Origin of the sequence: Actinacidiphila glaucinigra (assembly GCF_035918135.1) — a bacterium.
In the GTDB taxonomy this organism is placed as follows: Bacteria; Actinomycetota; Actinomycetes; order Streptomycetales; family Streptomycetaceae; genus Actinacidiphila; species Actinacidiphila glaucinigra.
Window position 1 is genome coordinate 3,831,898 of record NZ_CP109144.1, and the last position, 12,463, is coordinate 3,844,360.

The following is a 12,463-nucleotide window of genomic DNA, read 5'->3' on the forward strand; positions in this document are numbered from 1 at the left end:
GGGCCCCCGCGAACGATGTGTCCCCGCGGGGGCCCGCCGCCGTACGCGTTCCGGCGCCGCGTCAGCCGCGCTGCAGGGTCCTGACGGTGTCGCCGATCAGCGGCAGGTCGGAGACCGTGCGGCTGTCGGCGACCGGCTTGGTGACGTCCGCGGTGGAGACCGGCTTGAAGTCGGCGACCTGCGAACCCACCGAGTTGTCCAGCGGGTTGACGCTGGTCTGGGCGAACGGGTTCACCGGCAGGTGGTTCACCGTGCCGATCAGGGCCGACGTCGCCGCCCGGCCGGCCTTGGCGGCCGTGGCCGCCCCTTCGCTCTGGGCGTCCGCGTGCGCCGCCCCCGCCGAGGCGACGGCCGCGGCGGACGACACCGCGAGGACGGCGGCGCGGAGAAGAGTGCGGGAGAACTGCGGCATGAGGATCCACCTGCCTGGTCGCCGGCCCGCTCACGGACCGGTCCCGGAACGGCGTTGACGGCCGTCCCCGTACGCGACAATGACGTCACTCACCGTAGTTGGTTGAACATCACGTATCCAAAGCATGTCCCGGCGGGTCACTCCAAAGACGGAATGCCTCACACTGGTGTCCCGTGAGCTCTCGCCCTCCCGCCGCCCGCGTGATCCTGCTGACCGGTCCCTCCGGGTCCGGCAAGTCCTCCCTCGCCGCCCGCACCGGCCTGCCGGTCCTGCGGCTGGACGACTTCTACAAGGAGGGTGACGACCCGTCCCTCCCGATGCTGCCGAGCGGCGTGGGGGCCGACTGGGACTCCCCGCTGTCCTGGAACACCGACGCGGCCGTCGCCGCCGTCGCCGAGCTGTGCGCCACGGGCCGGACCGCCGTCCCGGTGTACGAGCTCTCCACCAGTTCCGTGACGGGACGGGCGGAGGTGGACATCGACGGGGCGCCGCTCTTCATCGCCGAGGGCATCTTCGCCGCCGACATCGTCGCGCGCTGCGCCGAACTCGGCCTGCTCGCCGACGCGCTGTGCCTGAGCCGCGGCGCGGTCACCACCGCTCGCCGCCGCTTCGTCCGCGACCTGCGCGAGGGGCGTAAGTCGCTGCCCTTCCTGCTGCGCCGCGGCTGGAACCTGATGCGCGCCGAGCGGGGCATCGTCGCCCGGCACGCGGAGCTCGGGGCGCATGTGTGCGACCGGGACGAGGCATTGGAACGGATCGGTCGCGCAACTTTTCCATCGATCGCCGTCCGGGTTTGAACGAAGCGGCGCGCGGGTCCGTAAGGACATGCGTGAGGGAGCGGTGCGCACAGACCCCCCGCTGGGCGCGACCGCTCCCTCTTGCCTCCCCCGGTTCCCCGTTCCCCCCGTGGGCCCCCCGTTTCCCCGTTCCCCCCCGGCGTCAGGCCACCAGCTCGCCGAACGCCGCCTCCTCGTCGACGCCCGCGCTGAGCGTCTGGTCCTCGCGCAGCCGGCGCAGGGAGCGCCAGATGCTGCTCTTCACCGTGCCGACGCTGATGCCGAGGATCTCGGCGATCTCCGGGTCGGTGCGGCCCTCGTAGTAACGGAGCACCAGCATCGTGCGCTGCGGCTCCGGGAGCTTCGCCAGCGCCTGCCACAGCACGGCCCGCAGTTCGGTGCCGCGCATCGCGTCCGTCTCGCCGGCCGTCTCCGGCAGCTCCTCGGTCGGGTACTCGTTGAGCTTGCGGCGCCGCCAGGCGCTGATGTGCAGGTTGGTCATGGTCCGGCGCAGGTAGCCGCCGACGGCGGCCTTGTCGCTGATCCGGTCCCAGGCCCGGTAGGTGGAGAACAGCGCGCTCTGCAGCAGGTCCTCCGCCTCGTAGCGGTCGCCCGTCAGGTGGTAGGCGGTCGCGTACAGGGAGGCCCGGCGCTCCTGGACGTAGGCGGTGAAGTCCGCGTCCGCCGTGAAGCACCGCTCCGCCGGGATCTCCCGGGCCCCCGTGGCCTCCCCGTGGGCGACACCCCCGTGCCCCCCGTCTCCCCCGTGACCCCCTTCGATCGCCGTGATGTACGGCGGCCGGTTGCGGACCACCTGACGCCCGGTGCCACGAGCGCACCCCCGCCCGCCCGTGGCACCGGACTTCTCGACGCCCCGGCCCGCGGTGTGCAGGCGCGGCTGAAGGACTGCGGTGGTCGTCGTGCTGTGCAGTGCGTTCATTTCGCGCCCCCCGTGGGTGGAGCCGGTCTGGTCTTCATACCTGTCCGGCGAGGGCCGCCCGGTGGCGTCCCCGTCGATGAGCAATAGCCTGCCGCGCCAGTTTCATGACGCTGTCCGCCGAGTGTCACAGCCCCGTCACAGACCACGGCGGTACCTTCCACGGGTCCTCTTGGGAGAGAATGCGAGCGTGCCTTTCCTGTTGCTGATCGAGGACGACGACGCCATCCGAGCGAGCCTCGAACTCGCCCTGTCGCGCCAGGGCCACCGTGTGGTGGCCGCGGCGACGGGCGAGGACGGGCTGAAGCTGCTGCGCGAGCAGCGGCCGGACCTGATCGTGCTGGACGTGATGCTCCCGGGCATCGACGGCTTCGAGGTGTGCCGGCGCATCCGGCGCACCGACCAGCTGCCGATCATCCTGCTGACCGCGCGCAGCGACGACATCGACGTCGTCGTGGGGCTGGAGTCGGGGGCGGACGACTACGTCGTCAAGCCCATCCAGCCGCGCGTGCTGGACGCCCGCATCCGCGCCGTGCTGCGCCGCGGCGAGCGGGACAGCACCGACGCGGCGGCCTTCGGCAGCATCGTCATCGACCGCTCGGCGATGACCGTCACGAAGAACGGCGAGGACCTGCAGCTCACGCCGACCGAGCTGCGGCTGCTGCTGGAGCTGAGCCGCCGCCCCGGTCAGGCCCTGTCCCGGCAGCAGTTGCTGCGCCTGGTGTGGGAGCACGACTACCTCGGCGACTCGCGTCTGGTGGACGCCTGTGTGCAGCGGCTGCGCGCCAAGATCGAGGACGTGCCCTCGTCGCCGACCCTGATCCGTACCGTCCGGGGTGTCGGGTACCGCCTGGACGCGCCGGCGTGAATCCACCGCACGACGAGTACCCGGCCGCCGACAACGGGACGGACCGGCGGCTGAGCGGCTGGAGGTCACGGCTGCTGCGGCTCACCAGCCTGCGGCTGCGCCTGGTCGCCGTCTTCGCCGCCGTGGCGCTGGCGGCCGCCGTCTCCGCCTCCGGCATCGCGTACTGGCTCAACCGCGACGCGGTGCTGACGCGCGCCCAGAACGCCGCCCTCAACGACTTCCGCGCCTCGATGACCCGCAACGCGGGCTCCCTGCCGCGGTACCCGTCCTGCGACAAACTGGCCGACGCCGCGCGCAGCATCGGCGCCAGCACCCAGACGTACCAGGTGCTGCTGATCGGCACCGGCCCGGACGGCGAGCGCTGCGCGACCAAGTCGCTGAGCGACGGCTTCTCGCTGGACGCCGTCCCCTCGACGCTGCGCAAGGCCGTCAGCAAGCGCAACCCCAAGACGGGCGATCCCGCCGAGTACCACCTGTACTGGCAGCGGGTCACCCTCAACGGCCAGCCGTACCTGGTGGGCGGGGCCAAGGTGATCGGCGGCGGGCCGACCGGCTACATGTTCAAGTCGCTGGAGGCCGAGCGCAAGGACCTCAACTCGCTGGCCTGGTCGCTCGGCATCGCCACCGCCCTCGCCCTGATCGGCGCGGCCCTGCTCGCCCAGGCCGCGGCCTCCACCGTGCTGCGGCCCGTGGCCCGCCTCGGGGACGCCGCCAGGAGGCTCGGCGAGGGCAAGCTCGACACCCGGCTGCGGGTCACCGGCACCGACGAACTCGCCGAGTTGTCGCGGACGTTCAACCGCACCGCGGAACGGCTGGAGATGCGGGTCGACGAGCTGAGCCAGCGCGAGGCGGCCAGCCGCCGCTTCGTCGCCGACATGTCGCACGAACTGCGCACCCCGCTGACCGCGATCACCGCCGTGACCGAGGTGCTGGAGGACGAGGCGGACTCCCTCGACCCGATGATCGCCCCGGCGGTACGGCTGGTGGTGAGCGAGACCAAGCGGCTGGGCGAGCTGGTGGAGAACCTGATGGAGGTCACCCGCTTCGACGCGGGCACCGCGCGCCTGGTCATGGACGACGTCGACGTCTCCGACCTGGTCACCGCCTGTATCGATGCCCGCGCCTGGCTGGACGCGGTGGAACTGGACGCGCCGCGCGGCATCATCGCGCTGCTCGACCCGCGCCGCATGGACGTGATCCTGGCCAACCTGATCGGCAACGCCCTCAAGCACGGCGGCTCGCCGGTCCGGGTCAAGGTCAGGCAGGACGGCGACGAGCTCGTCGTCGAGGTCGCCGACAACGGCCCCGGCATCCCGGAGGACGTGCTGCCGCACGTCTTCGACCGGTTCTTCAAGGCGGACGCCTCCCGGGCCCGTTCCGAGGGGAGCGGCCTGGGCCTGTCCATCGCCCTGGAGAACGCGCACATCCACGGCGGAGAGATCGCCGCGGCCAACGACCCCGCCGGCGGGGCGGTGTTCACCCTGCGGCTGCCGATGCGCACCGGGGCGGGCCAGGCGGCGGAGACCGAGGAAGGAAACGAGGGCACGTGACGCAGCCGTCCCGGGGCGCCGCCCCGGACGCCCCGGGTCTGCCGTCCGCGGGCGCCGCCCGTCGCCGGCGCGGCCCGCTCCTCGCCCTGCTCGGCGTGGTCCTGCTGGCCGGCTGCGGCATCCGCACCACCTCGGTGCCGGTGGACGCCGGACCGGCGCCCTCCCGCGTCTCCTGCGCGGTGCCGGACGAGGAGGCGAGCGCCTCGGCGACGGCCTCCGCGTCGCCCCGGGGGCTGACCGCCCGGGTGTACCTGGTGTGCAGCGCCCAGGTGGCCGGGGTGAACCGCTCCGTGCGGACCGAGGGCCTGGACCAGCTGGGCGTGGCCGTGCTGCTCCTGCGCGAGCTGCAGCGCAAGCCGCGCGGCGGCGAGTCGTCGGCCGGCTTCACCACGGCCGTGCAGGGCGACCTGGCGGTGGAGGGACCGCGCCGCGGCGACCCCCGCGGATCGCTCCGGATCAGCGCGCCGCTGGGCGACCTGCCGCCGTTCGCGCTCGCCCAGTTGGTGTGCACCTACGCCGGTACGGGCGCGAGCGCCGGCAGCGGCGGGGTGCTCCTGGGCGGTTCCGACGACGCCCCGGTGCGCCGCTTCACCTGCAGCGGCGACCTGCGCACCGACCCCGAGGCGGCGGAGACCGCTGGAACCGCCGTGAAGTGACAGACGTCCTTCCAGGCGTGCGGCGCGACGGCTCTCTCCCGAAAGTGCGCGCGGTGGGCCTGGTACTCGCCGCGGTGCATCTGGCTCTGGTCGGGTGGCTGATGCTGCGTCCGCAGTACGTGCCCTGGGTGGACGCCCCCAATCTCCGTCCGTTCGCCACCATCCGCTCCGACCTCGCCATGGGGCCCGCGGAGGCGGCCGGCCGGATCGCCTCGGGGATGGCGCTGCTGGCCCCGCTGGGCGTGCTGCTGCCGATGGCCGGCGGCCGGGTGCGGGTGTCGGCGACGGGGTCGTTCGCACGCACGGTCTTCGCGGGGCTGATGATCTCGCTCGCCCTGGAGTTCGTGCAGACCGGGGTGCCGGGGCAGATCTTCGACGTGGACGCCCTGCTGCTCAACACGGCCGGGGTCGCGCTGGCGCACCTCGCCGTGGTGCCCGCGGCGCGCGCGTGGGTGCACCGGCGCAGCGTCCGCCGGCAGGACCGGCTGACCGGGACTCAGGGGCGGACCCCGAGGATTCCCAGGGTCGGGATCGCACCGTAGAGCGATGGTTCGCGGTGTTATGCGCTCGTACGGTGATGTCATCGGCCGGAGAGACCGGCCTGGACTCCCGAAGGAGCACCCGCCATGTCCGCACTGGTCCGCCCCCGTCACGGCCGGATGATCGCCGGGGTCTGCGCCGGGCTCGCAGACCGGTTCGGCACCTCCGCCACCACGATGCGCGTGATCTTCCTGCTGTCGTGCCTGCTGCCCGGGCCGCAGTTCCTGCTCTACCTCGCGCTGTGGCTGCTGCTGCCGAACGAGGGGAGCACGAAGGCCGCGGTGTGACGCCACGGGCCCCGGAGAAGCACCGGCGGGCCGCACCCCGAGGGGGCGCGGCCCGTCCGCCGTTCGTCCGGGTGGCGCTCAGCCGCCGATCGGCAGGCCCTGCAGCGGGAGCTGACCCAGCGGCAGCTGGCCGCCGACCGGGAGGCCGCCGAGCAGCGTGCTCACGCCCTGGGGGGCGTTCTGCACACCGGGGACGAGGTTGGTCGACTTCGGCAGGCCGCTGGTGACGGCTCCGACCGGGACCGACTTCGCGACGTTGGCGACCGGCACGGAGGCCGGCAGGGCCGAGGCGTCCGGCAGGCCCAGGTTGGTGTCCGTCGGAGCGGCGGAGGCGACGCCCGCGGCGGCCCCGACGAAGGCCACGCCCAGCGCGGCGGCACCGAGAGTCTTGACGGTTCCGGTCTTCATGGTTGCGATCCTCGTGATGGGGGATGGTGCGTCCGCCGCGGCACACACGGATGGTGTTCGCGGGATATCGGAACGTAGCGACGGAACGCGGGGCGGTGCAAGCACCGCGAACGGCCGCCCCGGGCCCGGGCCGGCCCGCCGCCGCACGGCGGGCCGGCCCGGGCCTCATCCCTCTTCCGGCGAGGAATCGCTGGCCACGGCCGTGGCGGCGGCCGTCTGGCGGAACAGCCACTCGGCCTTCAGCTCCGAGTATCCGGGCTTGATCACGTCATTGATCATCGCGAGACGTTCATCGAAAGGGATGAAGGCGGACTTCATCGCGTTGACCGTGAACCACTGCATGTCGTCGAGCGTGTAGCCGAACGCGGCCACCAGCTCGGCGAACTCGCGGCTCATGCTCGTACCGCTCATCAGGCGGTTGTCGGTGTTCACCGTGACCCGGAAATGCAGCCGGCGCAGCAGTCCGATGGGGTGCTCCGCGTACGAGGCGGCCGCGCCGGTCTGCAGGTTGGAGGTGGGGCACATCTCCAGGGGGATGCGCTTGTCGCGCACGTAGTTGGCCAGCCGACCGAGGGAGACCGTACCGTCCTCCGCGATCTCGATGTCGTCGATGATGCGCACGCCGTGGCCGAGCCGGTCGGCGCCGCACCACTGCAGGGCCTGCCAGATGGAGGGCAGGCCGAAGGCCTCGCCAGCGTGGATGGTGAAGTGGAAGTTCTCCCGCTGGAGGTACTCGAAGGCGTCGAGGTGGCGGGTGGGCGGGAAGCCGGCCTCGGCGCCCGCGATGTCGAAGCCGACGACGCCCCGGTCGCGGTACCGGATGGCGAGTTCGGCGATCTCCTGCGAGCGGGCGGCGTGCCGCATCGCGGTGAGCAGGGCGCCCACCCGGATCCGGCCGCCCGCCTCGCGGGCCCGCCGTTCGCCTTCGCGGAAGCCCTCGTTGACGGCCTCCACGACCTCGTCGAGGGAGAGCCCGCGTTCGACGTGGAGTTCGGGGGCGTAGCGCACCTCGGCGTAGACGACGCCGTCCGCGGCGAGGTCCTCGGCGCACTCGGCGGCTACCCGGGTGAGCGCCTCGCGGGTCTGCATGACGCCGACCGTGTGCGAGAAGGTCTCCAGGTAGCGCTCCAGCGAGCCGGAGTCGGCGGCCTCGTGGAACCAGATGCCGAGCTTGTCCGGGTCGGTCTCCGGCAGGCCGTCGTAGCCCGACGCGCGGGCCAGGTCGACGACGGTCCCGGGGCGGACGCCGCCGTCGAGGTGGTCGTGGAGCAGCACCTTGGGTGCGCGGCGGATCTGCTCGGGCGTGGGGGTGGCCCCCGCAGCGCCCGCGGGGAAGGGGAGCGTGCTTGAGCTCGTCATTTCCGAAACATACCCCCTACGCGCGTAGAACTCTTGGATGATGCCGAATATTGACCTCCTGGCCAGGTCGTGCACACCTTCCCGTCTGCCATGGTTACGCCATGGCTTCGCAAGCTTTACCGGTGCGTGGTGCGCGGTTGGGAAAGAGAGTGACACCGGGTCTGAACCCGGCGGCCCGGCGGGATTCGGACGACGAGGCGGTCCGTGCCGCCGTGCTGCTCCTGCCCGGCGGCAGTGCGCTGAGCACCCGTCGGCGCTCCCCCGTGGCCGCCGCGGCGATGGTGCCGCTGGCACGTCGGCTGATGCGGACGGCGGGCCGCGGCGAGGGCCTGGCCGTGCACGTCGTGCACTACCGCTTCCGCGGCTGGAACGGCGGTCACGCCCACCCCGCCGAGGACGCGCGGTGGGCGGTCGACGAGGTCGTCCGCCGCTACGGCGACGTACCGGTGTCGCTGGTCGGCATGGACATGGGCGGCCGCGCCGCGCTGCGGGCGGCGGGCCACCCGGCCGTCAACTCCGCGGTCGCCATAGCCCCGTGGCTGCCGGACGCGCCCGAGCCCGATCCGGTGAAGCAGCTGATAGGCCGCCACGTCCTGATCGTGCACGGCACGAACGACGGCTCCACCCACCCCGACCTCTCCTACCGGCTGGCCGAGCGGGTGAAGAAGGTCAACCGGGACGTGTGCCGGTTCGAGGTGCACACCGACGGCCATCTGCTCCACGACCACCGGGCCGAAGTCGCCTCGCTGACGTCCGACTTCGTCCTCGGCACCCTGCTGGGACGGTCCTTCGCCCGCCCGGTCGCCGACGCGCTGGCCGCCCCTCCCCCGCTCGGCCTGCGCATGCCCCTGGCCTCCGGTTTCGGCCGGTCCCCCCAACTGCGCTGAGCCGGCCGGCGACCACCGGGCTCACCGCTGCCCGCCCCTCCGTCCGACGAGGTCGGCGACCCGGGTGAACCCGGCCGGCGCGGCCGGCGCCGTCAGTCGGGGAGAAGCTGCCCGCGCCTGCCGAGCAGGAACTTCTTGAACGCGGCGACGGGGGCCGTGTCGGCGCGGCCGCCGAGCCAGGCCACCCCGATCTCCCGGGCCGCGCGCGGGGCGGTGACGGTCAGCTCCACGACACCGGGGCGCGGCACGAGCGGGGGCGGCAGCAGGGCCACCCCCAGGCCGGCGGCGACCAGCCCGCGCAGGGTCTCGGCCTCCTCGCCCTCGAAGGCCACCCGGGGGGTGAAGCCCGCCTCCGCGCACAGGGCGTCGGTGATGCGCCGCAGCCCGTATCCCGCCTCCAGGCTGACGAACAGCTCCCCGGACGCCTCCGCCAGGCGCACCCGGCGGCGGGAGGCGAGCCGGTGGTCGGCGGGGACGACCAGCCGCAGCCGCTGCTCATCCAGGCGCCGGACGACCAGGTCGGGCGCGTCCGGCACCGGAGAGGTCAGGCAGAGGTCCAGCTCGCCCGCGCGCAGCCCGGCGAGCATCGCCTCGCCGTAGTTCTGCACGAGCTGGAAGCGGATCCGCGGGTGGTCGGCGCGGAAGGCCCGCAGCAGGGCCGGTACGGTCTCCGGGCCGAGCGTGTGGAGGAAGCCGAAGGCGACCCGTCCCGACTGCGGGTCGGCGTCGGCGCGCACGGACTCGGCCGAGCGCTCCACCTCGCCCAGCGCCCGCTCCACGGAGGCGAGGAAGCCGTGGCCCGCGGGGGTGAGCGAGACCGTACGACCCTGACGGGCGAAGAGCGTGACGCCCAGGTCGAGTTCGAGCCGGACCATGGCACGGCTGAGCGTGGACTGGGGCACCCCCAGCTCGCGCGCCGCGCGGGTGACGTGCTCGTGCCGCGCCACGGCGGCGAACTGGGCGAGCCGGGGTGCCAGCACCGTCGCCCAGGACGCGCTGTCCAGCTCCGCCCGCATGTCTGTTGCGTCACGGGACGGCGACGGCGATCGGGCTGACCTCGCTTCATGCGCCATGGGAACGATTATGGCCACTCCATGCATTGGACGCATGAAACGGGCCCGGCCTAGCGTGAAGGCATGTCTCCCGCCGATACAGGGGCGTCCACCGTGACACGGCCGGGCGCCGCCCCCTCCGCCTCCCCAGCCGCCACGCTCCGGCCGGGTGAGCCCGGCTACCGCCGCGCCATACTGGCCCTGTTCGCCGCGGGTCTCGCCACCTTCGCCCTCCTCTACTCGACGCAGGCCCTGCTGCCGGTGCTGTCCACGGGGCTGTCCCTCAGCCCGGCCCAGGCCAGCCTCACCGTCTCGGCCACCACCGCCGCGCTGGCGCTGGCCCTGCTGCCGGTGAGCGCGCTCAGCGAGAAGTACGGGCGCACGGCCGTGATGACGGCGTCGGTCTTCAGCGCCTCGGCGCTGGCCCTGGTCATCCCGTTCGCGCCGGACCTGACCACCCTGGTCGTGCTGCGCGCCGCGCAGGGCGTGGCCCTCGCCGGGCTCCCGGCGACCGCGATGGCGTACCTCGGCGAGGAGATCCACCCCAAGGCGGTCGCCTCCGCGATCGGCCTCTATGTCGCGGGCAACAGCATCGGCGGCATGAGCTCCCGGGTCCTGACCGGTGCCGTGGCGCAGGCCTTCGGCTGGCGCGCCTCGCTGTTCGCCGCCGGCGCGATGGCGGTGCTGTGCGCCGTCGCCTTCCGCCTGCTGATCCCCACCGCCCGCAACTTCCGTCCCGGGCCGGTCAGTCCCGTCGCCCTGTGGCGCACGGTCACCGGTCACCTGGGCACCCCGCTGCTGCGCCGGCTCTACCTGATCGGGCTGCTGTTCATGGCGGTCTTCGGCGCCGTCTACAACGTGCTGGGCTACCGGCTCGCCGCCGAGCCCTTCGGCCTGTCGCAGACCGCGATCGGCCTCATCTTCCTGGTCTACCTGGTCGGCACCGGCGCCTCCGCGGCCTCCGGCGTCCTGCACGGCCGCCTCGGGCGGCGCGGTGCCCTGTACGTCGCCGTGGTGCTGGCCGCCGGCGGGCTGCTCCTCACCCTCGCGGACTCCCTCGCCGCCGTGCTGACCGGCCTGGTCCTCATCACGGCCGGCTTCTTCACCGGCCACTCCATCGCCTCCGGGGCGGTCAGCCGCACCGCCACCACCGGCCGCGCCCAGGCCTCCGCGCTGTATCTGACCGCCTACTACATCGGCAACAGCGTCGGCGGCACCCTCGGCGCCTCCGCCTTCCACTCCGCCGGCTGGGACGGCACGGTCGCCCTGTGCCTGGCCGCCGTCCTGGGCGTCGCGGGGATCACCCTGCACGCGACCCGGCGCGCGGTCGCGGACCGGCGGCCCACCGTCCCGGCGAGGCGGACGGTCTGACGGCCGTACGACACGGAACGGGACCGGTGGAAGTCCACCGGTCCCGTTCCGTGTCGCGGGGGAAGGCCGCGCTCAGGCGATGCGGTCCAGCACGATCGGGTCCGCCGTGAACGCCGTGCCCGCCGGGGAGATCTCGACGCCGCCGGTGAGGGCGTCCAGCGCCCAGCCGAACTTCTCCGGGGTGTCGGTGTGCAGGGTGAGCAGCGGCTGGCCCTGGGTGACCGTGGCACCCGGCTTGGCGTGCAGCTCGACGCCCGCGCCGGCCTGCACCGGGTCCTCCTTGCGGGCGCGGCCGGCGCCGAGGCGCCAGGCGGCGACACCGACGGCGTAGGCGTCCAGGCCGGTGAGCACACCGGAACGCTCGGCCATGACGACGTGCCGCTCGCGCGCGACGGGCAGCTCCGCGTCCGGGTCACCGCCCTGGGCGGAGATCATGCGGCGCCACACGTCCATGGCGGAGCCGTCGGCGAGCGCCTTGGCCGGGTCGGCGTCCTTCAGGCCCGCCGCGTCGAGCATCTCGCGCGCCAGGGCGAGGGTCAGCTCGACCACGTCGGCCGGGCCGCCGCCCGCCAGCACCTCGACGGACTCCCGGACCTCCAGCGCGTTCCCCGCGGTCAGGCCCAGCGGGGTGGACATCCCGGTGAGCAGCGCCACCGTCCGCACGCCGTGGTCGGTGCCCAGGCCCACCATCGTGGAGGCCAGTTCCCGCGCCTGCTCCAGGTTCTTCATGAAGGCGCCGGAGCCGACCTTGACGTCGAGGACGAGCGAGCCCGTGCCCTCGGCGATCTTCTTGGACATGATCGAGGAGGCGATCAGCGGGATCGCCTCGACGGTGCCGGTGACGTCGCGCAGCGCGTACAGCTTCTTGTCGGCGGGGGCGAGGCCGTCGCCCGCGGCGCAGATGACGGCGCCGCTGTCGCCCAGGACCCGCAGCATCTCGTCGTTCGACAGCAGCGCCCGCCACCCCGGGATGGACTCCAGCTTGTCCAGGGTGCCGCCGGTGTGGCCGAGGCCGCGGCCGGACAGCTGGGGGACGGCCGCGCCGCAGGCCGCGACCAGGGGCGCGAGCGGCAGCGTGATCTTGTCGCCGACGCCACCGGTGGAGTGCTTGTCGGCGGTCGGGCGGGGCAGCGAGGAGAAGTCCATGCGCTCGCCGCTGGCGATCATCGCGGCCGTCCAGCGCGCGATCTCGGCCCGGTCCATGCCGTTGAGCAGGATCGCCATCGCGAGCGCGGACATCTGCTCGTCGGCGACCTCACCCTTGGTGTAGGCGTCGATGACCCAGTCGATCTGGTCGTCGCCGAGGCGGCCGCCGTCGCGCTTGGTGCGGATGACGGAAATCGCGTCCATGATTCACGTA

Annotated in this window: 14 protein-coding genes; 8 read left to right on the forward strand and 6 right to left on the reverse strand. The window is 73.4% G+C overall.

All coding sequences use genetic code 11. The annotated features are described in order from the left end of the window. Positions 1 to 61: 61 nt before the first annotated feature. Positions 62 to 412: a hypothetical protein gene (locus OIE69_RS16800; RefSeq protein ID WP_326572732.1), complete on the reverse strand. Its 351-nt coding sequence runs from the start codon at positions 410 to 412 to the stop codon at positions 62 to 64. 173 nt (positions 413 to 585) lie between these two features. On the opposite strand from OIE69_RS16800, the gene OIE69_RS16805 reads away from it, so the two are divergent. After that, positions 586 to 1,209, forward strand: coding sequence for a uridine kinase family protein (locus tag OIE69_RS16805; protein WP_326572733.1), 624 nt, complete (start codon positions 586 to 588; stop codon positions 1,207 to 1,209). 142 nt (positions 1,210 to 1,351) lie between these two features. Here the strand turns inward: OIE69_RS16805 and OIE69_RS16810 are convergent, their stop codons facing one another. After that, entirely contained in the window at positions 1,352 to 2,128 is a 777-nt protein-coding gene (locus tag OIE69_RS16810; RefSeq protein ID WP_326572734.1) for a SigE family RNA polymerase sigma factor, read from the reverse strand. A gap of 187 nt (positions 2,129 to 2,315) precedes the next feature. Between OIE69_RS16810 and OIE69_RS16815 the strand changes: the two genes are divergently transcribed. The 5 genes from OIE69_RS16815 to OIE69_RS16835 all read left to right on the forward strand — a co-directional run bounded on the left by OIE69_RS16815 (position 2,316) and on the right by OIE69_RS16835 (position 6,026). Continuing rightward, positions 2,316 to 2,993 carry a response regulator transcription factor gene (locus OIE69_RS16815; RefSeq protein ID WP_026251393.1) on the forward strand — a complete coding sequence of 226 codons (678 nt, stop codon included), beginning with the start codon at positions 2,316 to 2,318 and terminating at the stop codon, positions 2,991 to 2,993. Continuing rightward, positions 2,990 to 4,543: an ATP-binding protein gene (locus tag OIE69_RS16820; protein WP_392567518.1), complete on the forward strand. Its 1,554-nt coding sequence runs from the start codon at positions 2,990 to 2,992 to the stop codon at positions 4,541 to 4,543. Before OIE69_RS16815 ends, OIE69_RS16820 begins: the two co-directional genes overlap by 4 nt. Beyond that, positions 4,540 to 5,199 (forward strand): hypothetical protein, encoded by a 660-nt coding sequence (locus tag OIE69_RS16825; RefSeq protein ID WP_326572735.1) that lies wholly within the window; start codon positions 4,540 to 4,542, stop codon positions 5,197 to 5,199. The genes OIE69_RS16820 and OIE69_RS16825 overlap by 4 nt, the downstream gene beginning before the upstream one ends. Before the next feature lie 53 nt (positions 5,200 to 5,252). Beyond that, positions 5,253 to 5,741, forward strand: a complete 489-nt coding sequence (locus tag OIE69_RS16830; RefSeq protein WP_326572736.1) for a VanZ family protein — start codon at positions 5,253 to 5,255, stop codon at positions 5,739 to 5,741. Between the two features lie 84 nt (positions 5,742 to 5,825). Next, the gene (locus tag OIE69_RS16835; protein WP_018561297.1) at positions 5,826 to 6,026 is read left to right on the forward strand and encodes a PspC domain-containing protein; all 201 of its coding nucleotides are present in this window, start codon (positions 5,826 to 5,828) and stop codon (positions 6,024 to 6,026) included. A gap of 78 nt (positions 6,027 to 6,104) precedes the next feature. On the opposite strand, the gene OIE69_RS16840 is transcribed toward OIE69_RS16835, so the two are convergent. Beyond that, positions 6,105 to 6,434, reverse strand: coding sequence for a hypothetical protein (locus OIE69_RS16840; RefSeq protein ID WP_018561296.1), 330 nt, complete (start codon positions 6,432 to 6,434; stop codon positions 6,105 to 6,107). Between the two features lie 165 nt (positions 6,435 to 6,599). Continuing rightward, positions 6,600 to 7,793 (reverse strand): adenosine deaminase, encoded by a 1,194-nt coding sequence (locus tag OIE69_RS16845; protein WP_326572737.1) that lies wholly within the window; start codon positions 7,791 to 7,793, stop codon positions 6,600 to 6,602. 101 nt (positions 7,794 to 7,894) lie between these two features. Here OIE69_RS16845 and OIE69_RS16850 point away from each other — a divergent pair, with 101 nt between their 5' ends. Continuing rightward, the gene (locus OIE69_RS16850) at positions 7,895 to 8,680 is read left to right on the forward strand and encodes an alpha/beta hydrolase (RefSeq protein WP_326572738.1); all 786 of its coding nucleotides are present in this window, start codon (positions 7,895 to 7,897) and stop codon (positions 8,678 to 8,680) included. Between the two features lie 92 nt (positions 8,681 to 8,772). Here the strand turns inward: OIE69_RS16850 and OIE69_RS16855 are convergent, their stop codons facing one another. Beyond that, positions 8,773 to 9,753, reverse strand: coding sequence for a LysR family transcriptional regulator (locus tag OIE69_RS16855; protein ID WP_392567519.1), 981 nt, complete (start codon positions 9,751 to 9,753; stop codon positions 8,773 to 8,775). A 63-nt stretch (positions 9,754 to 9,816) separates the two neighbouring features. On the opposite strand from OIE69_RS16855, the gene OIE69_RS16860 reads away from it, so the two are divergent. Next, the gene (locus OIE69_RS16860) at positions 9,817 to 11,103 is read left to right on the forward strand and encodes an MFS transporter (RefSeq protein ID WP_326572740.1); all 1,287 of its coding nucleotides are present in this window, start codon (positions 9,817 to 9,819) and stop codon (positions 11,101 to 11,103) included. 72 nt (positions 11,104 to 11,175) lie between these two features. Here OIE69_RS16860 and OIE69_RS16865 read toward each other — a convergent pair whose 3' ends face one another. Next, positions 11,176 to 12,453: a thymidine phosphorylase gene (locus tag OIE69_RS16865; RefSeq protein WP_326572741.1), complete on the reverse strand. Its 1,278-nt coding sequence runs from the start codon at positions 12,451 to 12,453 to the stop codon at positions 11,176 to 11,178. Positions 12,454 to 12,463 lie beyond the last annotated feature (10 nt).

Bases quoted from the DNA above. Each gene is read 5' to 3' on its own strand.
- OIE69_RS16800 (WP_326572732.1), bottom strand. From the start codon at position 412: ATGCCGCAGTTCTCCCGCACTCTTCTCCGCGCCGCCGTCCTCGCGGTG.
- OIE69_RS16810 (WP_326572734.1), bottom strand. From the start codon at position 2,128: ATGAACGCACTGCACAGCACGACGACCACCGCAGTCCTTCAGCCGCGC.
- OIE69_RS16835 (WP_018561297.1), top strand. From the start codon at position 5,826: ATGTCCGCACTGGTCCGCCCCCGTCACGGCCGGATGATCGCCGGGGTC.
- OIE69_RS16840 (WP_018561296.1), bottom strand. From the start codon at position 6,434: ATGAAGACCGGAACCGTCAAGACTCTCGGTGCCGCCGCGCTGGGCGTG.
- OIE69_RS16845 (WP_326572737.1), bottom strand. From the start codon at position 7,793: ATGACGAGCTCAAGCACGCTCCCCTTCCCCGCGGGCGCTGCGGGGGCC.
- OIE69_RS16850 (WP_326572738.1), top strand. From the start codon at position 7,895: ATGGCTTCGCAAGCTTTACCGGTGCGTGGTGCGCGGTTGGGAAAGAGA.
- OIE69_RS16855 (WP_392567519.1), bottom strand. From the start codon at position 9,753: ATGGCGCATGAAGCGAGGTCAGCCCGATCGCCGTCGCCGTCCCGTGAC.
- OIE69_RS16860 (WP_326572740.1), top strand. From the start codon at position 9,817: ATGTCTCCCGCCGATACAGGGGCGTCCACCGTGACACGGCCGGGCGCC.
- OIE69_RS16865 (WP_326572741.1), bottom strand. From the start codon at position 12,453: ATGGACGCGATTTCCGTCATCCGCACCAAGCGCGACGGCGGCCGCCTC.